Below are 19,285 nucleotides of genomic sequence, written 5' to 3'. Positions count from 1 at the left end.
GCGCCCAACAGGAGAGCCCTTGATGAGCAGCAAGACGAGCAAGGACGGCACCGGGCCGATCGCGCGTGCGGCAGAGATCGTGCGCGAATACGGCCCTTTTGCGGGTGCCGATAACGTCCACGGGGTGACCCACGATGGCACGCGCGTATGGGCCGCGACCGGTCCGCGGATGGTCGCCTTCGATCCCGAGAGCGGCGACACCACGCGCACGCTCGACCATGCATGCGACGCGGGCACCGCGTTCGACGGCAAGCACCTCTACCAGATCACCGAATCGCGCATCGACAAGATCGATCCGGTCACCGGGCAAACGCTGGCGTCGATTCCCGCACCGGGCAACGGCCACGACTCGGGCCTCACCTGGGCCGAGGGCAGCCTGTGGGTCGGGCAGTACCGCGACCGCAAGATCCACCAGATCGACCCCGAGACCGGGAAGATCAGGCGCACCATCGAATCCAACCGCTTCGTCACCGGCGTGACCTGGGTCGACGGCGAGCTCTGGCACGCCACCTGGGAAGACGAGGAAAGCGAACTCCGCCGCATCGACCCCGAGAGCGGCGCAGTGCTCGAACGTCTGGAGATGCCGAAGGGCACCGGTGTGAGCGGCCTCGAGTCCGACGGCAACGGTCTCTTCTACTGCGGCGGCGGATCGAGCGGAAAGGTCCGCGCCGTGCGACGGCCGAAGACAGCCGCCTGAAGCGACCCATAAAGCGAAGGAGCACACCATGACCGCATCGACCGTCGTTGAATCGGGCACCGCGAACCATGCCATCGTGTCCAGGGACCGCTGGATCGCCGAGCGCAAGGCGCTGCTCGCCCACGAGAAGGAACTCACGCACCTGCACGACCGGATCGCCCGCGAGCGCCGCGCGCTGCCGTGGGTGCGCGTCGAGAAGCGCTATGTCTTCGACACGCCCGACGGGCCGCGCACGCTGGCCGACCTGTTCGACGGGCGCAGCCAGCTCATCGTGCAGCACTTCATGCTCGGCCCGGGATGGGACCAGGGCTGCGTGGGCTGCTCCTACATGGCGGATCACACCGACGGCATGACGGTGCATCTCGAACACCGCGACATCGCCTGGGTCGCGATCTCGCGCGCGCCGCTCGTGGAGATCGAGCGCTTCCAGCGCCGCATGGGCTGGAAGTTCGCCTGGGTGTCGTCCAACGGCAGCACCTTCAACCACGACTTCGGCGTGAGCTTCACCCCCGAGGAAAGGGAGCGCGGCGAGGTCTACTACAACTACGACATGCAGGCCTTCCCGCACGAGGAGGCGCCCGGCATCAGCGTGTTCTACAAGCACGAGGCGGGCGAGGTGTTCCACACCTACTCCACCTACGGACGCGGCGTGGAAGTGATGATGGGCGCCTACCACATGGTGGACCTCACGCCCAAGGGCCGCGACGAACGGAACACGGCGATGGAATGGGTGCGCCACCACGACCGCTACGAGCTCGCGCCGTCGAAAAAGGCTGCGGCATCGGCTGGATCGTGCTGCGCATCGCACGAGTGAACCTGGCCCCGCGGACGTCGAGGCGAAGCCCATGGCAAACCTTTGGCCTTGGCTGGTGGTTGCGGGCGGCGGCGCCCTTCATGGGCTCAATCCGGCCACCGGATGGATGTTCGCGGCGGTCTGGGGCCTGCGCTCAGGCGATCGTTCGCAGGCGCTCTGGGCACTGACGCCGATCGCGGTCGGGCATGCGGCATCGATCGCGCTGGCGGCCGCGGCGGTGGCACTCGGCGTGTCGATGGACCGTGCCGTGATGCAGGCCATCGCGGCCGGGCTGCTCGTCGTCGTCGCGATCGCTCACCTCGCGGGCCGCAAGGCGCGGCACACGCACGACCAAGGCCCGGTCGGGCATGCCGGCCTGGCGCTCTGGTCTTTCATGATGTCCACCGCGCACGGCGCGGGATTGATGCTGGTGCCCGCGCTGGTCCCGCTGTGCATGGGGACCGCGCCGGGGCAGGCAACCACCGCATCGGGCGCGCTGGCGCTGGCGCTCGCGGCGGTGGGGATTCACACGGCGGCAATGCTCGCGGCGACCGCTCTGGTCGCCACCGGCGTCTGCCGCGGCTTCGACGCCGGCAGACGCCTCGTGCGCAGGCTCACTCGAGCTGGAGCTTCTGCTTCGCCACGACTTGCTTGTAGACCTCGTACTCGGCCTTGATCTGCGCGGCGAACTGCTCCGGCGTGTTGGCCACGATGAGCGAGCCGGTGTCCTCGATGCGCTTGCGCACCGCCGGGTCCTCGACCGCCTTCTTCACGCCGGCGTTGATCTTGTCGACCACTTCCTTGGGCAGCCCCTTCGGGCCGAGGATGCCGTAATAGGCCATGCGGTTCACCGGCTCCAGGCCGACTTCCTTGAAGGTCGGCACGTCAGGCAGTTCCTTGAGCCGCTGCGGCGCCGCCACCACGATCGGCACCAGCCGGCCGCTCTTGATGAAGGGCAGCGCCGAGGGAATGTTGTCGAACATGATGGGCACCTGGCCGGCCACCACGTCGTTGAGCGCAGGCCCCGCACCGCGATAGGGAATGTGGGTCACGTAGGTGTTGGTGAGGCTCTTGTAGAGCTCCATCAGCAGGTGGCCGATGCCGCCGGTGCCCGACGAGGCGTACGAGTACTTGCCCGGGTTCTTCTTGATCGCGGCGAGGAACTCCGCGTAGTTCTTCGCCGGAAAGCCCGGATTCACCGCGATGATGTTCGGCGTCGCCGCGATGTTGATGATCGGCGTGAAGTCGTTGATCGGGTCGTATGGCGTCTTCGGGTTGATCGCGGGATTGGCCGCGGTGCTCGACACCGTCGCGATACCGAGCTTGTAGCCGTCCGGCGTTGCGCGCGCCGTCTCGGACGCGCCGACGATGCCGCCGCCGCCCGCCTTGTTGGTCACCACCACGCTCTGCCCCAGCGCCTTGCTGAGCGGCTCGGAGATCACGCGCGCGACGATGTCGGTGGTGCCGCCCGGTGCGAACGGCACCTGCAATTCGATGGGCCTGTTGGGATAGCTCTGCGCCCAGCTGGACCCTGCGGCCGCGAACAGCGCGGCTGCGCCGGCGAACGCATTCCATTGACGACGATTCATTGAATGGCCTCCTTGAGCCAGGAAACGAAAATCCGGATGCTACCGGCTGGGGTCGGCCGGCTACCTCGTGGATAACCCACAAGAAGGCCGCCGTATATCCTCGACCGGGTGAACTATGCCCAGCTTCTCTTCCCGGACTTCTCGCTCATCGCCTGCGGCTGGCTCCTGTGCCGCTACACCGCGCTCAACCGCCTCGTGTGGGACCAGGTCGAAAGCCTCGTCTACTACTTCCTCTTCCCGGTGCTGCTCTTCCATTCGATCGTGCGCAGCCCGCTCGACTTCGGCGCGACCTCGAACCTGCTGACCGCGGGCGTCGGCGTCGGGCTCTCGGGCATCGCGCTCGCTTACGCCCTGCCCTTTCTGCCGCTGATCGGCGCGCGCATCGACCGGCGCGAGCACGCCGCGAGCGCACAGATCGCCTTCCGCTTCAACTCGTTCATCTGCCTCGCGCTCGCCGGCCGCGTGGCGGGCCCCGAAGGGCTCTTGATGATCGCGGTGCTGATCGGCGTGTGCGTGCCGATGTTCAACATCGCCGCGGTGTGGCCGATGGCGCGGCATGCGCAGAGCGGCTTCGCGCGGCAACTCGTGCGCAATCCGCTCATCATCGCGACCGTGACCGGCCTCATCGCCAACCTGCTGGGGCTGGGCGTGCCGGCATGGCTCGAACCCACGCTCTCGCGCATCGGCGCGTCATCGCTCGCCCTCGGGCTGATGGCGGCCGGCGCGGGCATGCAGTTCGCGTCGCTCGCACGCGGCAAGCTGCTGGCGTTCTCGCTGCTTGCGATCCGCCATCTGGCGCTGCCGCTCATCGGCTGGAGCCTCGCGGCCGCCCTGCGGCTCGACGCGGCGCAGGCGGCGGTGCTGATGACCTTCTCCGCGGTGCCGACCGCTTCGAGCGCCTACGTGCTTGCGGCGCGCATGGGCTACAACGGGCCGTACGTCGCGGGGCTGGTCACGCTCTCGACGCTGCTGGGCGTAGCGAGCCTGCCCTTCGCGCTGTCGCTGATCTCGCGCTGACGCCGGCGGAAAGCCCGCCAGCGGCTACGATGCGCCGATGCGCTATTTCATCGCCGCGGTCGCTGTAGCGTCGCTCGCGGGCGCCGCGTCGGCGCAGGACTACACGCGCTACCAGGGCGCATGGAACGGCCCGTTCCTCTTCTACTTCACGCAGGAGGATGGCGGCGCCATGGGGCCGCCGATGGTCTACCCCGGCACGCTGGACATCGAACGCGACGGCACCGTGCGCGGCAGCGTTCCCGATGCGGCCTGCCTGATGGCCGGCGCCAGCGCCGACTACGTGTCGTCGGTCAACGCGACCATCGATCTCGACGTGAGCGGCTGCCACGACGTGCGCTTCAACGGCCGCTACAGCGGCAAACTGCTCAACAACCCGGCCCTCAAGTACGCCTCGATCCGCCTGAGCTCCATGCGCTCGCTCGAGACCGGCACCGCGCAGATTTCCGCGATCATCCGGCACTGAGACCGAGCGCCCACTCGACATGCTCGCGCACCAGCGCGCTCGGGTGCGACAGGCGTGTCTCCAACGCCGCGCGGGCGCTTTCGTCGCCGGCACGCCATGCATTGCCGAGCGCGACCGCCACATTGCGCAGCCATCGTTCATGGCCGATACGGCGGATCGGGCTGCCTTCGGTGTGGCGGAGAAATTCCTCCTCGCTCCATGCGAACAGCTCGCCGAGCTGCCGCCCGGTGAGCCCATCGCGCGCATCGAAGTCCGGCAACGCACTCTTCCTCGCGAACTTGTTCCACGGACAGATGAGCTGGCAGTCGTCGCAGCCGTAGATGCGGTTCGCCATCAACGGGCGCAGCTCGACCGGGATCGGACCCGCATGCTCGATGGTGAGGTAGGAGATGCAGCGCCGTGCGTCGAGCCGGTAAGGCGCGGTGATCGCCCCCGTCGGGCAGACGTCGATGCAAGCGCTGCAACTGCCGCAATGCGCACTCACCGGCTCGCTCGGCGGCAATGCCATGTCGACGTAGATCTCGCCGAGGAAGAACATCGACCCCGCCGCGCGGTCAAGCACCAGCGTGTGCTTGCCGCGCCAGCCCTGGCCGCTGCGCGATGCGAGCTCGGCTTCGAGCACCGGCGCGGAATCGGTGAAGGCGCGATGGCCGAAGGGACCGACCTCTTCCGCGATGCGTTCCGCGAGCTTCGAGAGGCGCGAGCGCAGGACCTTGTGATAGTCCCTGCCGCGCGCGTAGAGCGACACGATGCCTTCGCCCGGCCGCTCCAACCGCGCGAACTCCACGGCCTGCCACTCATCGGACGTGGCGCGCGGCAGGTAGTCCATGCGCGCGGTGATCACCGATACGGTGCCCGGCACCAGTTCGGCCGGTCGCGCGCGGCGCATGCCATGCGCGGCCATGTAATGCATCTCGCCATGAAAGCCCTCGGAGAGCCACTGCGTGAGACCCGGCTCGGCACTCGACAGGTCGACACCCGCAATCCCGATTTGGGAGAATCCGAGCTCCCGGGCCAACGCCCGAATCCGACTCACGAGTTGATGGCTGCCGATCACCTGCCGATTGTAGAAACGCACTGCGTCACGCGCGTCTGGCGCACCGAAGACGACACGCAAGCATTGGCTCGCGCGCTCGCGTCATCGCCGGCGCTGCGTGATGCGTTCATCTCACTGCAGGGCGATCTGGGCGCGGGCAAGACGACTTTCGTGCGCCACTTGCTGCGAGCGCTCGGCATCACGGGCCGCATCAAGAGCCCGACCTATGCAGTAGTGGAACCGCACGAGGCACCCGATGGACTCGCGATCTTTCATTTCGATTTCTACCGATTCAGCGATCCGCGCGAATGGGAAGACGCCGGTTTCCGCGACATCTTCGCGGGCCCCGGCGTCAAGCTGGCCGAGTGGCCGGAGAACGCTGCAGGGCGCATCCCGCTTGCAGATCTTGCTATTAAAATCGAAGCAATGACCGACGACACCCGCACCGTGACCCTGCGCGCAAACACAGAGCGCGGCAGCCGGTTGATTGCCGCCGCTGCATGAGCACCGCCAAAGGTCTGAAACGCCGCGAGTTGCTGCAAGGCGGCAGTCTCGTTCTTCTGTTGGGGCTGCATGAGATCGCGCGCGGCGCCACCATCGTCGCCGTCCGCGTCTGGCCCGCCGAGGACTACACGCGCGTCACCATCGAATCCGACGGACGGCTGAATTCGCAGCAGCTGGTCGTCGGCAATCCGCCCCGGCTCGCGGTGGACATCGAGGGCATCGATCTCAACCCCGCACTGCGCGAGCTGGTCGGCAAGATCAAGCCCGACGACCCCTACATCAACGGCCTGCGCGTCGGCCAGTTCGCACCGAGCGTGGTGCGGATCGTGTTCGACCTGAAGCAGGCGGTTGCGCCGCAGGTCTTCTCGCTCGCGCCCGTGGCGGCGTATCGCGACCGGCTGGTGCTCGATCTCTATCCGCAGAAGCGGATCGATCCGCTCGAGACTTTCATCGCCGAGCGCATGCGCGAAGTACCCAGGACGCAGGCATCCGCGCAGGCATCGCGCAATGCGGCGCCGGCCGCCGAGGCCGCTGTCTCGCCGAAGGCGGGTGCCGAAGCGCCCGATCCACTCGGCGAGCTGATGGCGCAGCAGTCGGCGCGCGCGTCGCAGCAGCCCTCTTCCGCCGCGTCCGCCGCTGCGGCCGGGCGCGCGCCTGCCGGCGGCCTGCCGCTGCAGGTCCCGCCGGTGGCAAGCGCCCCGCCCCCGCGCCTGTGCGCGGCGGCGCGCTGCCGAACCAGACCGACCGCATCATCATCGTCGCGCTCGACCCCGGCCACGGCGGCGAAGACCCGGGCGCGATCGGCTCGAACGGCACACGCGAAAAGGACATCGTGCTGCAGATCGCGCACCGGCTGCGCGAGCGCATCAACGCGAGCAACGTCAACGGCAATCCGATGCGCGCCTTCCTCACGCGCGATGCCGACTTCTTCGTGCCGCTCGGCACGCGGGTCCAGAAGGCTCGCCGGGTGCAGGCAGACCTGTTCGTAAGCATCCATGCCGACGCCTTCACCACGCCCGACGCACGCGGTGCGAGCGTGTTCGCGCTGAGCCAGGGCGGCGCGTCGAGCAGCGCGGCGCGCTGGCTCGCGAACAAGGAAAACCAGGCCGACAAGGTCGGCGGCGTGAACGTGGGCGAGCACGAGGTCCAGGTGCAGCGCGCCCTGCTCGACATGAGCACCACGGCGCAGATCAACGACAGCCTGCGTCTCGGCGGCGCGATGCTCGGGGAAATCCGCGGCATCGGCGCGCGCCTGCACAAGGGGCAGGTCGAACAGGCCGGCTTCGCGGTGCTCAAGGCGCCGGACATCCCCAGCGTGCTGGTCGAAACGGCCTTCATCAGCAACCCCGAGGAAGAGTCCAAGCTGCGCAGCACGGCCTACCAGGAAGATCTCGCCGATGCACTGATGCGCGGCATCCAGCGCTACTTCGCGCAGAACCCGCCACTGGCGCGCAGCCGGCAGCTGTAGCCTACCCCCAGCCTCGCCCACTTCGTGTGGCTCTGCACCCCCTTCGAGGGGGCAACCCCAGCGGCCCGGCGGAGCCGGTTCCGCGTGGTTTCTGGCCTCGGCTGCGCCAGTTTTGATGTGCCTGGGCGCCGACGGTTACTTGAGTTCGATCTGCGGGTGCCGCAGCGGTAGCTGCTCCTTGGCGCCGCAGGAGCGCATCGAGGCCTTCTTGAGGTTGTCGATCTCGCCCTTCGATGCGGGCGGCGAAGCGCGGAATGCGGTCGCGAAGGCCTCCGCGCTGCAACTGCAGAAGTCTCCATGGCCGGGCTGCCGGTTGGCGCTTGAGATGCAGTCCTGCCGAAACCACGCATAAATGCTCGATTTCGCGGCCGGGCATTGTTGCAACAGCCTGTAGTCGCGTACGAGCGCCCGGCGACGGAAGGTCGAGCCGGTCTCCTTCACGGCCTCCCTGTAGCCTTCGGTGAGGCAGCGGCAGTCGTAGAGCTCGGGGTAGTCCTCGTTCTTGGCGCACGCGACGGCGAAGCGCTGGACCTCGCGCTCCAGTTGGGCCGGAGACGCCGCGCCCGCGCCGTGCGCACACGCCAGCGCCGCGGCCAGAAACAGCATCGCGCGGATCGCGCATATCACGCGCCAGGCCACGTTCATCCGTTCTCCTCTCTGGAGCCGCCACCCGGCGGCGACGACGATGTTGCCGCGTCTCGCGCCCGCTGTATATGGCGGCTTCCACGAAAGTTGAAACGCGCCGCCGTGATGAACCATCCAATGGGCAAGAGAAGCTCATGTCACACATCGCACCCACTCCTTCCAGCCCGCCCTCGCCGCAGGACTCCGATGCCGGGCTCGCGGCCCGTGCCGCCGGCGGCGACGCACAGGCCTTCGCGCTCATCATGCGGCGCGACGGCGCCAATGACGTCCGCATCCTCAACACCGCCCTGGGCGCGGAGCTCGAAGCCGTGGCCGCCTACCAGGTCAGCGCGGAAAGCAAGCTGCTCGACAAGCCCGTGCTCGACCTCGCGACGACCTTCCAGGGCCATCACAAGCAGCACGCGGACCTGCTCGCGGCCACCATCACGAAGCTGGGCGGCAAGCCTGTCGTGGCCAAGGCGACTTACGACTTCCCGACGGAGCAACTGAAGTCGCAGGCCGACGTACTGCGCTTCGCCGCGAAGCTCGAACAGGGCGCGGTCAGCGCCTACCTGGGCGCGGTGCCGCTGTTCCAGGAGCGCGATCTCTCGAAGGCCGCGGCCAGCATCCTCAGCGGCGAGGCCATGCACTGGGCCGTGCTGCGCCAGGCGGTGGGCGAGGCGCCCGTTCCTGGGGCCTTCGTGTCGTGAAGGCCAACTCGCTGGCGGCGGCGGTCGCATTGACCGCCGGCGCGACCGTGCCCGCGTTCGCAGCACCGGACATTGTGCGCGGCGAGCAGATCTACGTGCGGTGCATGGCCTGCCACGCGCTACCCACCGACCGTGTCGGACCGCGGCACTGCGGCCTGTTCGGGCGCCGCGCGGGCAGCATCCCGGGCTACCCCTATTCGGATGCGATGAAGAACTCGCGCATCGTCTGGAACGACAAGACGCTGGACCGCTTTCTTGCGAATCCGCCCGCCACCGTGCCAGGCACCACGATGACCTATGCCGGCATCGACGACCCGGGTGAACGCGCGGACCTGATCGCCTATCTGCAGCGCGCCGGCGAAGGACCGGCCTGCGGACACTGAGAGCTTTCCCAAAGGCCGGGCGGCCATCGAGCGACGCGCTGCCGAGCCGCCTGCGCACCTGACCCGGCGCCGCCTGCACTCGCTAAGATCGCAGGTTTTCGCCATGGCAGCCCCACCCATCCCACGACTTTCGACGCGCCGCTTCGCGTGGGTGCTGTGGGTCATGCTGCTCCTTCCGGTAGCGCAGGCCGCTGCCCTGTGGCATAGCGTCTCGCACGCAGCGCAGGCGGCCCAGGCAATCCAGCCGGGTACGCCGACACCCGACGAGCCGCTGTCGCAGCCAGCGCACTGCGATCTCTGCCTTTTGGCGGCCAGCATTCATGGCGGCGCGCTGCCCAGCGCGCCGATCCCGCTCCCGCATCCGACCGCGCGGCATGAAGCGCCACTGACGGCTTTCGCAGCCAGCTGGCAGGGATCGCCCGCGCACCCCTACCGCAGCCGCGCGCCGCCCGCTTCCTCGCTCTGATCCGTGGTCCCACGCCCGCCCGCGTCCAGCGCGGGGCGGGCGCTCTCCAACGTTCCCGCGAGGAGCATCCGCTCATGCAATCCCTTTCCCGGGCCGGCCTCGTGCTGGCCCTGGCCATGCCGCTCGGCGCGCTGGCCGAACCTTCATCCTCCGACGTCGACGCGCTTCGACGGGAGATCCAGTCCATGCGCGCCGACTACGAAGCGCGCCTGCAGGCGCTCGAACAGCGCGTCAAGGCGGCCGAGGCCGCCGCCGGCAGCACGGGCGGCACCGCCAGCGCCGCGGCCGCGCCGGTCGCCTCCCCACCGCCCGCTGCCGAGCCGGCCCCAGCGGCCGTCGCCGGGGCGGGTGGCGGCGGTGCGAACTCCTTCAATCCCGCGCTGTCGCTGATCCTCTCGGGCGCCTACACGCGCACGTCGCAGGACCCGGCGAACTACGCGATCACCGGCTTCCCGCTGCCGCCGAACGCGGAGATCGGGCCCGGCACCCGCGGCTTCAGCCTCTCGGAATCGGAGCTCGGCTTCTCGGCCAGCATCGACCCCTGGCTGCGCGGCGCGGCCAACATCGCGCTGCACCCGGACAACTCCGTGTCGGTGGAGGAAGCCTTCATCCAGACCACCTCGCTCGACAGCGGGTTCTCGCTCAAGGCGGGCCGCTTCTTCTCGGGCATCGGCTATCTCAATGCGCAGCATTCCCACACCTGGGACTTCGTCGACAACCCGCTCGCCTACCAGGCGATGCTCGGCACGCAGTACGGCGACGACGGCATGCAGCTCACGTGGATCGCGCCGATCGACCACTACATCGAGCTCGGTGCCGAGATCGGCCGGGGCCGCACCTTTCCGGGCAGCGATTCGAGCAGCAACGGCGCCGGCATGACCGCGCTGACGCTGCACACCGGTGGCGACATCGGCGACAGCAGCAACTGGCGCGCAGGCGTCTCGGTGCTCAACGCCAAGGCGAACAACCAGGCCCTGGTCTCGACGAACGCGGCGGGCGCGGCAGTGAACGACATCTTCAACGGCGACACCCGCGTGTGGGTGCTGGACGGCGTGTGGAAGTGGGCCCCCAACGGCAACGCCACGCGGACCAACTTCAAGCTGCAGGGCGAATACCTGCACAGCACGCGCAACGGCAACCTGCTCTACGACGTCGGCAACACCGATGCCTTCGGCGCCTTGCGCGTGGCGCAATCGGGCTGGTACGTGCAGGGCATCTACCAGTTCATGCCGCGCTGGCGCGTTGGCCTGCGGACGGAAAGGCTCGACCCCGGCACGCCGAGCTTCGGCCTCTCATCCGCCGCGCTGTTCAGCGACTACCGGCCGCGCAAGAACTCGGTGATGGTCGACTTCAACCCGAGCGAGTTCTCGCGCATCCGGCTGCAATTCGCGCAGGACCGCGCCCGCGAAGGCTTCGTCGACAACCAGATCACCCTCCAGTATCAAATGAGCTTGGGCGCCCACGGCGCACACAGCTATTGAAGCACCCACCAACAAGGAGCCCTCCATGAAGATTCGCTCTCCCCTTCCCCTCATCGCCCTCCTGGCCGCGCCGCTGATGCTGCTGGCCGCGCCCGCGCAGGCCGCGCTGCGTGTCTTCGCCTGCGAGCCCGAGTGGGGCGCGCTGGCGCAGGAACTCGGCGGCCCTCTCGTCGACGTCTCGGTCGCGACCAACGCGCTGCAGGACCCGCACCAGATCCAGGCCAAGCCGAGCCTGATCGCCCGCGCGCGCGGCGCCGACCTCGTGGTCTGCACCGGCGCCGAACTGGAGATCGGCTGGCTGCCGGTGCTGCTGCAGCAGTCGGGCAACGCGAAGGTGCAGCCCGGCCAGCCCGGCAACTTCGCGGCCGCGGACTTCGTGCGCAAGCTCGAAGTCCCGACGCAAGTGGACCGCTCGCAGGGCGACGTGCATGCGGCCGGCAATCCGCACATCCAGACCGACCCGCGCAACATCGCGCTGGTCGCGACGGCGCTCGGCAAGCGGCTCGCGCAGGTCGATCCGGCCAACGCGGCCGAGTACACGAAGCGCAGCGCCGACTTCAGCCAGCGCTGGCAGCAGGCGATGGCGCGCTGGGGCACGCAGAGTGCGCCGCTCAGGGGCGCACCGGTGGTCTCGCAGCACAACGCCTTCGTCTACCTCTATGACTGGCTCGGCATGAAGGAGGTCGCGGTGCTCGAACCCAAGCCCGGGGTCGAGCCCACGGCCTCGCATCTTCAGGAGGTCCAGGCTGCCCTGAAGGGCACGCCCGCGAAGATGGTGATCTACGCCGCCTACCAGGACTCGCGGCCCTCGGACTGGCTCAGCAGGAACGCGGGCCTGCCGGCGGTCAAGCTGCCCTTCACCGTCGGCGGCACCGACGGCGCGAAGGATCTGTTCGGCCTCTTCGACGACACGCTCGCGCGGCTGCTCGGCGCTGGGGCGAAGTCGTGAGCTGGAGCGCGCTCGACGCGGGCATCCTCGGCCCCGCACTGATCGCCGGCCTGCTGGTGCTGGCCACGCATGTGCCGCTGGGCATGCAGGTGCTGGACCGGGGCATTGTGTTCATCGATCTCGCGATCGCGCAGATCGCGGGCCTCGGGGTGATCGCCGCCGACGCCTTGGGCATGCCCGAGGGCGGTGTCGCGGTGCAGGCGGCGGCCGTCACCGCAGCGCTGCTCGGCGCCTGGCTGCTGACGTGGACCGAACGCCGCGCCCCGCAGCAGCAGGAGGCGCTGATCGGCGTGATGTTCATCCTCGCGGCCTGTGCGGGCATCCTGCTGCTCGCGAGCAATCCGCACGGCGGCGAGCACCTGAAGGACCTGCTCGTCGGCCAGATCCTGTGGGTCAACAAGACGCAACTGCTGTGGCTCGGCGGCATCTCCGCCGTCCTGCTCGTCGCCATGCGGCTCGGATGGATCGCGCGGCTGGGCCGCTTCGGCTTCTACGCGGCGTTCGCGCTCGCGGTGACGGCCTCGGTGCAGCTCGTCGGCGTGTACCTCGTGTTCTCGAGCCTCATCATTCCGGCGCTCGGCACCCGGGCGCACGACGGGGCACGGCGCCTGCGCATCGCCTACGTGGTCGGCGCGCTGGGCTATGCACTCGGGCTCGCGCTGTCGGCGCTGTTCGACCTGCCCTCGGGCGCCGTGATCGTGTGGACCCTCGCGGCCTGCGCGCTCGCGGGTGCGCTCACGCTGCGGCCGCGCCTCGATCAGAGTTTGTAAGTCGACAGAAGAATGCTGGTCTCGCTGTTCGAGATGCCGGGGATCGAGCGGATCGCGGTCAGCACGCGGTCGAAGGCTTCGAGCGTGTCCGCGCGCAACTCGGCCAAGAGGTCCCACCGCCCGTTGGTGGAATGCAGCGTGATCACGTTCGGATGGCCCCGCAGCGCGCGGCGCACCTCGTCGCCATTGGGGCCGTCGACTTCGATGCTCATCATCGCCCGGATGCGGTAACCCTCCGCGTCGGGCCGCAGGCGCACGGTGTAGCCGACGATGGTGCCGTCGGCCTCCAGCTTCGCGATGCGGTTCTGCACCGTCGCGCGCGCCACGCGCAGCTTCTGCGCCAGCGCCACCACGGACATGCGGGCGTTGTCCCGGAGGAGCGCGATGAGCTGGCGGTCGGTATCGTCCATGGATTGTCATTTTGCTATTCAAAGCTAGCAAACTGCAAGCTTCGGAGCCGGATTTGACAGGTTGCAGGGTTCAATCTGGCACCACGAGACGGAACAATGAGCGCATCCCGGCAACGCCCGGTATCCCGCAAGGAAAGCCTCATGACCCGCTTCATCGACGTACCGACCATGTCCCGCCTGATCCAGGATGTCGGCGCAATTTCATTCATCGGCGAACTCGCCGACGTGATCCGCCAGGACTTCATCCGCTGGGCCGACTTCGACAAATCGGCCCGCGTGGCGAGCCATTCCGACATCGGCGTGATCGAGCTGATGCCGGTATCCAACGCCAAGAACTACGCCTTCAAGTACGTCAACGGCCACCCGAGCAACACCGCGAAGGGCCTGTACACGGTGATGGCCTTCGGGGTGCTCGCGGAAGTGGACACGGGCTATCCGGTGCTGCTGTCCGAACTCACCGTCGCGACCGCGCTGCGCACCTGCGCGACCTCGCTGATGGCAGCGCGTGCACTGGCACGCCCCGATGCGCGGCGCATGGCGTTGATCGGCAACGGCGCGCAGAGCGAATTCCAGGCGCTGGCTTTTCATGCGCACCTGGGCATCGACGAGATCGCGGTCTACGACGTCGATCCGCGCGCCACGGACAAGCTCGTTCGCAATCTCTCGGTCTATCCACAGCTGAAGCTGATCCGCGCTGCATCGACCGCCGAAGCGGTGCGCGGCGCCGACATCGTGACGACGGTCACGGCCGACAAGACCTACGCCACCATCCTCACGCCCGAAATGATCGAGCCGGGTATGCACATCAACGCGATCGGCGGCGATTGCCCCGGCAAGACCGAACTGCATGTGGACGTGCTGCGCCATGCGCGCGTGTTCGTCGAGTACGAGCCGCAGACGCGCATCGAAGGCGACATCCAGCAGTTGCCGAAGGACTTCCCGGTGGTCGACCTGTGGCGCGTGCTCGCTGGCGTCGAGGCCGGCCGCGAGCATCCATCGCAGGTGACCGTCTTCGACTCGGTGGGCTTCGCGCTCGAGGACTATTCCACGTTGCGCTACGTGTTCGACCAGGCCATGTCGCGCGACATGGGCGTCGACGTCGAACTCGTGCCCGCGGCCGATGACCCGAAGGACCTGTTTCGATACACCCGCCCCGGCGCTTCGCGCGCAGTGATGCGCCGCGTGGCCTGAACGCCAGTCACCCAGAGAGAGGAATCGCACCCGTGTCCACGCTCCGCTCCGTCCAGGCACCTGCTGCCGTCGTCATGATCCGCCCGCACGGCTTCACCCCCAATCCCGAAACTGCGGCGGACAACGCATTCCAGACGCGCGCCGGGAAGGCATCCGCGGAGGCCCTTGCTCGTTCCGCCTACCGCGAGGTCACCGCCGCCGCCGAGCGTCTCCAGAGCGAAGGCGTGCGGGTGCACCTCTTCGAAGACCGCGGCGAGCGCGACACGCCGGACTCGGTGTTCCCGAACAACTGGTTCTCCACGCATCCGGGCGGCCACGTCGCGCTCTATCCGATGTACTGCGAGAACCGTCGCCGCGAGCGCCGCCCCGAGATCATCGAGACGCTCAAGGCCGACTACCGGGTGCAGGAGGTGATCGACTACTCGGGCCTCGAGCACGACGGCCTCTTTCTCGAAGGGACCGGCGCCATGGTGCTCGACCACATGGCGCGCGTGGCCTACGTCGCACGTTCGAACCGCGCCGATCAGGTCGCACTCGAACGCTTCAGCACGCACTTCAACTTCGAGCCCATCGCGTTCGACACCTGCGACCCGATGGGCCGGCCGGTCTATCACACCAATGTGCTGATGTGCGTCGCGACCGCGTTCGCGATGGTGGGCTTCGACCTCATTCCGGACCGCCGCCGTGCGGACGAGGTGCGTGCGCGGCTCGAAGAGTCGGGACGCGAGGTCATCGCATTGAGCGCCGAACAGATCGCCAACTTCGCGGGCAATGCGATCGAGCTGTCAGGCCATGGCGGGCGCATCCTCGCGCTCTCGCAGCGCGCGTTCGACAGCCTCACCGCGCAACAGAAAGCGGTGATCGAACGCTCCGCCCGGCTCGTGCCGCTCGCGGTGCCGACGGTGGAGATGGCGGGCGGTTCGGTGCGCTGCATGCTTGCGGGCATTCACCTCGCACCGAGGCACCGCGATGCCTAGCTTCGCGCTGCCGACGTGCCGCGCGAGCCGCGCCATGCGCCGAAGATCGCGATCAGTCCGGGGATGAGGATCAGGCCCCAGATGATCTTCTCCAGATGCTCGCGCACCAGCGGCAGGTTGCCGAAGAAGTAGCCCGCGGTCGTGATGCCCAGCACCCAGATCAACGCACCGACGACATTGAACAGGGTGAACTTGCCGCGCGTCATGTCGGCCACGCCCCCCACGAAGGGCGCGAAGGTGCGAATGAACGGCATGAAGCGCGCGAGGACGATGGTGATGGCGCCATAGCGTTCGTAGAACGCATGCGCCTGGTCGAAGGCCTTGCGGTTGAAGAAGCGCGAGTTTTCCCACTGGAAGACCTTCGGCCCGAAGTAGCGGCCGATGCTGTAGTTGCACTGGTCGCCGAGGATCGCGGCTGCAAGCAGGATCGGCACAGCGACCCCGAAGTTCATCAGCCCCGCGCCGCTCAGCGCGCCGACGATGAAGAGGAGCGAATCGCCGGGCAGGAAGGGCATCACGACAAGCCCCGTTTCGACGAACACGATCAGGAACAGAAGGCCATACACCCAGACCCCGTAGGTCGCGACAAAGGCTTCGAGATGCTTGTCGATGTGCAGGATGAAATCGACGAGAAAGCTGATGATTTCCATAAAACGATTGTCGCTTACCCCCAGCCTCGCCCACTTCGTGTGGCTCGGGCACCCCTTCCAGGGGGCAATCCCGGCGGACCGGCCAAGCCGGTTCCGCGGGATTCGTGATCTGGGGTTGAAAACTAGAATGCTCGCGTGAGCGCACTCCCTCTTCCCCCGCAACGCGGCGCCCGATCCGCGAGCTTCCCGACGAACTGATCAGCCAGATCGCGGCGGGCGAAGTGGTGGAGCGCCCCGCCTCGGTGATCCGCGAACTGCTCGACAACGCGCTCGATGCCGGCGCGCGCCAGATCACGGTGCGGCTCTCCGCGGGCGGTGTTCGCCTGATCTCCGTCGAGGACGACGGCACCGGCCTGCCGCAGGGCGAGCTTCCGCTGGCCCTGCGCCGTCATGCGACCAGCAAGATCGCGAGCCTCCACGATCTCGAAACCGTCGGCACGATGGGCTTTCGCGGCGAGGCGCTCGCAGCGATCAACGCGATCGCCGACCTCAGCATCCATTCGCGCTTCGCCGGCGCCGACAGCGCCTTCGCGCTCGACGGCCGCACCGGCGAGCTGCGCCCCGTGGCGCGCGCAACCGGCACCACGGTCGAGGTGCGCGAGCTCTTCTTCGCCACACCCGCGCGCCGCAAGTTCCTGAAGACCGACGCGACCGAGCTCGCGCACTGCATCGAGGCCGTGCGCCGCCACGCGCTCGCGCGGCCCGATGTCGGTTTCTCGATCTGGCACGAAGGCCGGCTGGTCGAACAGTGGCGCACGGCCGCCACGCTGGAGCAGCGGCTCGCCGACACCCTCGGCGACGACTTCGTGAAGCAAAGCGTCGTGGTCGAGCATGAGGCCGGCCCGGTGCGCGTCACCGGACGCGCGGGCATTCCCGATGCGGCACGGTCGCGCGCCGACCAGCAGTTTTTCTACGTCAATGGCCGCTTCGTTCGCGACAAGGTGCTCGCCCACGCGGTGCGCAGCGCCTACGAGGACGTGCTGCACGGCCAGCGCCAGCCGGTGTATGCGCTGTACCTCGAGATCGATCCGGCGCGCGTCGATGTCAACGTGCATCCGACCAAGATCGAGGTGCGCTTCCGGGACAGCCGCGAGGTGCACCAGGCGGTGCGTCATGCCATCGAGAACGCGCTCGCGGCGCCGCGCGCCGGCGATGCGGCTGCCGCGCCTGCCGAGCCCTTCTTCAAGCCGCGCGCATTGCCCGAGGCGGCGGCGTGGACCCAGCCCGCGATGCCGTTCGCCTCCGAACGCGGCCTCGGTGATATGGCGGCGATGTGGCCCGCCTATCGCGACACGTCGGCGATACCGGTTTCGCTGCCGACATCTGACACCCGTGCCGCGCCCGCAAGCGCACCATTCGCCCCGGCAGCGCAAGCCCCGTCGAGCGCCGGCACAGCCGCGGGGGAAAGCTGGCCCCTGGGCCGCGCGCTCGCGCAACTGCAGGGCGTCTACATCCTCGCGGAGAACAGCCAGGGTCTCGTCATCGTCGACATGCACGCGGCGCATGAGCGCATCGTCTACGAGCGCCTGAAGACGCAACTCGACGGCGCGGCGATCGCAAGTCAGCCGCTGCTGATTCCCGCCACCTTCGCGGCGACGCCGCAGGAAGTCGCGACGGCGGAAGCGTGTGCCGCGGTGCTGCCCTCGCTCGGGCTCGAGATCTCCCCGTTCTCGCCGCGCACCCTCGCGGTGCGTGCCGTGCCCAGCACGCTGGCGGACGGCGATCCGGTCGAGCTCGCGCGAGGCGTGCTCGCCGAGCTGGCCAACCACGATGCGAGCACGGTGGTGCAGCGCGCCCAGAACGAGCTGCTCTCCACCATGGCCTGCCACGGCGCGGTGCGCGCCAACCGCAAGCTGACCCTCGAAGAGATGAACGCGCTGCTGCGCCAGATGGAGGCCACGGAGCGCTCCGACCAGTGCAACCACGGGCGGCCGACATGGCGCCAACTGTCGGTCCGCGAGCTCGACGCGCTCTTCATGCGCGGACGCTGAGCGAACACTCACCGCGCTTCTTTTCCTTACCTCGCTTACATCCGTCGGTTTTCCGGCCCCGGATCTGCGTAGGCCCGCGCCGGCATTAGGGTTTTCCGGGGTCATCGGCACGACAGGCACAACCGTTGCATGAGGTCTTTCGTTGAACTTTCCGGGCAAAACGCCAATCCTTCGACGTTCATGAAAACCTGGTCCCTGTACGCATCCGCTACCGCCCTGGTTGCCCTGCTGGCAGCCGGCTGCTCGACGCTCGACGAGCGTCAGCGCGAATGGATCTTCCAGCCCAGCGACCGCAGCTGGGGCAACTCGGAGGCCAGCAGCAAGGGCATGGACGACGTCTGGATCGAGTTCAAGTCCTCGCTCACCGACGAGCCGGTGAAGCTGCACGGGCTGTGGCTCGGCCGCGCGCCGGAGTCGCCGGACCAGCCGGTCATGCTCTACCTGCATGGTGCGCGCTACAACGTGGCCGGCTCGTCGCCGCGGATGCGGCGGATGAACGAGCTGGGTTTCTCGGTGCTTGCGATCGACTACCGCGGTTTCGGCAAGAGCTCCAAGGGCTTGCCTTCGGAAGATTCGGCGCGCGAGGACGCGCTCGAGGCCTGGAAGTGGCTCGCCGCGCATCATCCCAAGCAACCGCGCTACATCTTCGGCCACTCGCTCGGCGGCGCGATCGGCATCGACCTCGCATCGCGCGTGCACGACGAGAGCGGCATCATCGTCGAGAGCACCTTCACCTCGATCGCCGACGTGGTCAGCAGCTTCAAGTGGGGATGGCTGCCCTTCGGGCCCTTCATCACGCAGCGCTTCGAGGCGATCAGCAAGGTGAAGGACATCGACGCCCCGCTGCTCGTGGTGCATGGCACTGCCGACAGCCTGATCAACCCGACCCTCGGTCGCAAGCTCTACGACGCCGCGACGGTGCCGAAAATGTTCGTGCTGGTCGAAGGCGGATCGCACCACAACCTCAATTCGATCGGGCAGGCGCAGTACCGGTCGGCCCTCACCCAGCTCTTCCGCATGCACGAGCCGCCGCTGGAACCGCCCACGGACATGGCGGCAAGCCAACCCACCGTCGCGCACAGCGCGTCCACGCCTTCGCTCTGACGCGGGCTTTGT

Annotated in this window: 21 protein-coding genes and 1 pseudogene; 17 read left to right on the top strand and 5 right to left on the bottom strand. The window is 68.2% G+C overall.

Features of this window, described 5'->3' with window-relative positions; all coding sequences use genetic code 11:
* Positions 1 to 22: 22 nt before the first annotated feature.
* From ACQ858_RS05805 to ACQ858_RS05795, 3 genes are read left to right on the top strand one after another with little or no spacing between them, the layout of a single operon-like run.
* The gene (locus ACQ858_RS05805) at positions 23 to 697 is read left to right on the top strand and encodes a hypothetical protein (protein ID WP_431275807.1); all 675 of its coding nucleotides are present in this window, start codon (positions 23 to 25) and stop codon (positions 695 to 697) included.
* 28 nt (positions 698 to 725) lie between these two features.
* Entirely contained in the window at positions 726 to 1,511 is a 786-nt protein-coding gene (locus tag ACQ858_RS05800) for a DUF899 domain-containing protein (protein ID WP_431275806.1), read from the top strand.
* A gap of 31 nt (positions 1,512 to 1,542) precedes the next feature.
* Entirely contained in the window at positions 1,543 to 2,166 is a 624-nt protein-coding gene (locus ACQ858_RS05795) for a hypothetical protein (RefSeq protein ID WP_431275805.1), read from the top strand.
* On the opposite strand, the gene ACQ858_RS05790 is transcribed toward ACQ858_RS05795, so the two are convergent.
* Positions 2,105 to 3,079: a tripartite tricarboxylate transporter substrate binding protein BugE gene (locus ACQ858_RS05790; protein ID WP_431275804.1), complete on the bottom strand. Its 975-nt coding sequence runs from the start codon at positions 3,077 to 3,079 to the stop codon at positions 2,105 to 2,107. The two genes, ACQ858_RS05795 and ACQ858_RS05790, sit on opposite strands and share 62 nt — an antisense overlap.
* A 96-nt stretch (positions 3,080 to 3,175) precedes the next feature.
* Here ACQ858_RS05790 and ACQ858_RS05785 point away from each other — a divergent pair, with 96 nt between their 5' ends.
* Entirely contained in the window at positions 3,176 to 4,096 is a 921-nt protein-coding gene (locus ACQ858_RS05785; RefSeq protein ID WP_431276801.1) for an AEC family transporter, read from the top strand.
* Between the two features lie 37 nt (positions 4,097 to 4,133).
* Positions 4,134 to 4,559 (top strand): hypothetical protein, encoded by a 426-nt coding sequence (locus tag ACQ858_RS05780; RefSeq protein ID WP_431275803.1) that lies wholly within the window; start codon positions 4,134 to 4,136, stop codon positions 4,557 to 4,559.
* Here ACQ858_RS05780 and queG read toward each other — a convergent pair.
* A complete protein-coding gene (gene queG / locus ACQ858_RS05775) occupies positions 4,546 to 5,616 on the bottom strand; it encodes a tRNA epoxyqueuosine(34) reductase QueG (RefSeq protein WP_431275802.1) in 1,071 nt (356 codons plus the stop codon). The genes ACQ858_RS05780 and queG overlap by 14 nt on opposite strands.
* On the opposite strand from queG, the gene tsaE reads away from it, so the two are divergent.
* Both tsaE and ACQ858_RS05765 read left to right on the top strand, forming a co-directional pair.
* Complete coding sequence (gene tsaE / locus ACQ858_RS05770; protein WP_431275801.1) at positions 5,602 to 6,099, top strand: tRNA (adenosine(37)-N6)-threonylcarbamoyltransferase complex ATPase subunit type 1 TsaE; 498 nt, start codon at positions 5,602 to 5,604, stop codon at positions 6,097 to 6,099. The two genes, queG and tsaE, sit on opposite strands and share 15 nt — an antisense overlap.
* Positions 6,096 to 7,567 (top strand): annotated as a pseudogene (locus ACQ858_RS05765) (N-acetylmuramoyl-L-alanine amidase). The gene tsaE and the pseudogene ACQ858_RS05765 overlap by 4 nt, the downstream one beginning before the upstream one ends.
* Positions 7,568 to 7,702: 135 nt before the next feature.
* On the opposite strand, the gene ACQ858_RS05760 reads toward ACQ858_RS05765, so the two are convergent.
* On the bottom strand, positions 7,703 to 8,212 hold the full coding sequence (locus ACQ858_RS05760; RefSeq protein ID WP_431275800.1) for a hypothetical protein: 510 nt from the start codon (positions 8,210 to 8,212) through the stop codon (positions 7,703 to 7,705).
* A gap of 134 nt (positions 8,213 to 8,346) precedes the next feature.
* Here ACQ858_RS05760 and ACQ858_RS05755 point away from each other — a divergent pair, with 134 nt between their 5' ends.
* The 6 genes from ACQ858_RS05755 to ACQ858_RS05730 all read left to right on the top strand — a co-directional run bounded on the left by ACQ858_RS05755 (position 8,347) and on the right by ACQ858_RS05730 (position 12,950).
* Positions 8,347 to 8,901: a ferritin-like domain-containing protein gene (locus ACQ858_RS05755; RefSeq protein WP_431275799.1), complete on the top strand. Its 555-nt coding sequence runs from the start codon at positions 8,347 to 8,349 to the stop codon at positions 8,899 to 8,901.
* Complete coding sequence (locus tag ACQ858_RS05750) at positions 8,898 to 9,284, top strand: c-type cytochrome (protein ID WP_431275798.1); 387 nt, start codon at positions 8,898 to 8,900, stop codon at positions 9,282 to 9,284. Before ACQ858_RS05755 ends, ACQ858_RS05750 begins: the two co-directional genes overlap by 4 nt.
* A gap of 103 nt (positions 9,285 to 9,387) precedes the next feature.
* Positions 9,388 to 9,750, top strand: a complete 363-nt coding sequence (locus tag ACQ858_RS05745; protein ID WP_431275797.1) for a hypothetical protein — start codon at positions 9,388 to 9,390, stop codon at positions 9,748 to 9,750.
* 74 nt (positions 9,751 to 9,824) lie between these two features.
* Positions 9,825 to 11,231, top strand: coding sequence for a hypothetical protein (locus tag ACQ858_RS05740; RefSeq protein ID WP_431275796.1), 1,407 nt, complete (start codon positions 9,825 to 9,827; stop codon positions 11,229 to 11,231).
* Positions 11,232 to 11,256: 25 nt separating this feature from the next.
* The gene (locus ACQ858_RS05735; RefSeq protein WP_431275795.1) at positions 11,257 to 12,180 is read left to right on the top strand and encodes a metal ABC transporter substrate-binding protein; all 924 of its coding nucleotides are present in this window, start codon (positions 11,257 to 11,259) and stop codon (positions 12,178 to 12,180) included.
* A complete protein-coding gene (locus ACQ858_RS05730) occupies positions 12,177 to 12,950 on the top strand; it encodes a metal ABC transporter permease (protein ID WP_431275794.1) in 774 nt (257 codons plus the stop codon). The genes ACQ858_RS05735 and ACQ858_RS05730 overlap by 4 nt, the downstream gene beginning before the upstream one ends.
* On the opposite strand, the gene ACQ858_RS05725 is transcribed toward ACQ858_RS05730, so the two are convergent.
* Entirely contained in the window at positions 12,938 to 13,360 is a 423-nt protein-coding gene (locus ACQ858_RS05725) for an Lrp/AsnC family transcriptional regulator (protein WP_431275793.1), read from the bottom strand. The two genes, ACQ858_RS05730 and ACQ858_RS05725, sit on opposite strands and share 13 nt — an antisense overlap.
* A 141-nt stretch (positions 13,361 to 13,501) precedes the next feature.
* Here ACQ858_RS05725 and ACQ858_RS05720 point away from each other — a divergent pair, with 141 nt between their 5' ends.
* Both ACQ858_RS05720 and ctlX read left to right on the top strand, forming a co-directional pair.
* A complete protein-coding gene (locus ACQ858_RS05720; protein WP_431275792.1) occupies positions 13,502 to 14,551 on the top strand; it encodes an ornithine cyclodeaminase in 1,050 nt (349 codons plus the stop codon).
* A gap of 74 nt (positions 14,552 to 14,625) precedes the next feature.
* Complete coding sequence (gene ctlX, locus ACQ858_RS05715; protein ID WP_431276800.1) at positions 14,626 to 15,528, top strand: citrulline utilization hydrolase CtlX; 903 nt, start codon at positions 14,626 to 14,628, stop codon at positions 15,526 to 15,528.
* Here the strand turns inward: ctlX and ACQ858_RS05710 are convergent.
* Positions 15,525 to 16,178 carry a DedA family protein gene (locus tag ACQ858_RS05710; protein ID WP_431275791.1) on the bottom strand — a complete coding sequence of 218 codons (654 nt, stop codon included), beginning with the start codon at positions 16,176 to 16,178 and terminating at the stop codon, positions 15,525 to 15,527. The genes ctlX and ACQ858_RS05710 overlap by 4 nt on opposite strands.
* A 173-nt stretch (positions 16,179 to 16,351) precedes the next feature.
* Between ACQ858_RS05710 and mutL the strand changes: the two genes are divergently transcribed.
* The gene (gene mutL, locus ACQ858_RS05705) at positions 16,352 to 18,169 is read left to right on the top strand and encodes a DNA mismatch repair endonuclease MutL (protein ID WP_431276799.1); all 1,818 of its coding nucleotides are present in this window, start codon (positions 16,352 to 16,354) and stop codon (positions 18,167 to 18,169) included.
* Positions 18,170 to 18,349: 180 nt separating this feature from the next.
* A complete protein-coding gene (locus ACQ858_RS05700; protein WP_431275790.1) occupies positions 18,350 to 19,273 on the top strand; it encodes an alpha/beta hydrolase in 924 nt (307 codons plus the stop codon).
* The last annotated feature ends 12 nt before the right edge of the window (positions 19,274 to 19,285 follow it).

Origin of the sequence: Variovorax ureilyticus, from assembly GCF_050632185.1 — a bacterium.
GTDB classification, from domain to species: domain Bacteria; phylum Pseudomonadota; class Gammaproteobacteria; order Burkholderiales; family Burkholderiaceae_C; genus Variovorax; species Variovorax ureilyticus_A.
This window is presented reverse-complemented; position numbering and strand designations above follow the sequence as displayed.

Excerpts from the sequence above, each read along its gene's own strand:
- ACQ858_RS05745 (WP_431275797.1), top strand. The coding sequence starts at position 9,388 with ATGGCAGCCCCACCCATCCCACGACTTTCGACGCGCCGCTTCGCGTGG.
- ACQ858_RS05755 (WP_431275799.1), top strand. The coding sequence starts at position 8,347 with ATGTCACACATCGCACCCACTCCTTCCAGCCCGCCCTCGCCGCAGGAC.
- ctlX (WP_431276800.1), top strand. The coding sequence starts at position 14,626 with ATGATCCGCCCGCACGGCTTCACCCCCAATCCCGAAACTGCGGCGGAC.
- ACQ858_RS05740 (WP_431275796.1), top strand. The coding sequence starts at position 9,825 with ATGCAATCCCTTTCCCGGGCCGGCCTCGTGCTGGCCCTGGCCATGCCG.
- ACQ858_RS05710 (WP_431275791.1), bottom strand. The coding sequence starts at position 16,178 with ATGGAAATCATCAGCTTTCTCGTCGATTTCATCCTGCACATCGACAAG.
- ACQ858_RS05780 (WP_431275803.1), top strand. The coding sequence starts at position 4,134 with ATGCGCTATTTCATCGCCGCGGTCGCTGTAGCGTCGCTCGCGGGCGCC.
- ACQ858_RS05800 (WP_431275806.1), top strand. The coding sequence starts at position 726 with ATGACCGCATCGACCGTCGTTGAATCGGGCACCGCGAACCATGCCATC.
- ACQ858_RS05805 (WP_431275807.1), top strand. The coding sequence starts at position 23 with ATGAGCAGCAAGACGAGCAAGGACGGCACCGGGCCGATCGCGCGTGCG.
- ACQ858_RS05725 (WP_431275793.1), bottom strand. The coding sequence starts at position 13,360 with ATGGACGATACCGACCGCCAGCTCATCGCGCTCCTCCGGGACAACGCC.
- ACQ858_RS05795 (WP_431275805.1), top strand. The coding sequence starts at position 1,543 with ATGGCAAACCTTTGGCCTTGGCTGGTGGTTGCGGGCGGCGGCGCCCTT.
- ACQ858_RS05760 (WP_431275800.1), bottom strand. The coding sequence starts at position 8,212 with ATGAACGTGGCCTGGCGCGTGATATGCGCGATCCGCGCGATGCTGTTT.
- ACQ858_RS05735 (WP_431275795.1), top strand. The coding sequence starts at position 11,257 with ATGAAGATTCGCTCTCCCCTTCCCCTCATCGCCCTCCTGGCCGCGCCG.
- ACQ858_RS05720 (WP_431275792.1), top strand. The coding sequence starts at position 13,502 with ATGACCCGCTTCATCGACGTACCGACCATGTCCCGCCTGATCCAGGAT.
- ACQ858_RS05700 (WP_431275790.1), top strand. The coding sequence starts at position 18,350 with ATGAAAACCTGGTCCCTGTACGCATCCGCTACCGCCCTGGTTGCCCTG.
- ACQ858_RS05790 (WP_431275804.1), bottom strand. The coding sequence starts at position 3,079 with ATGAATCGTCGTCAATGGAATGCGTTCGCCGGCGCAGCCGCGCTGTTC.
- tsaE (WP_431275801.1), top strand. The coding sequence starts at position 5,602 with ATGGCTGCCGATCACCTGCCGATTGTAGAAACGCACTGCGTCACGCGC.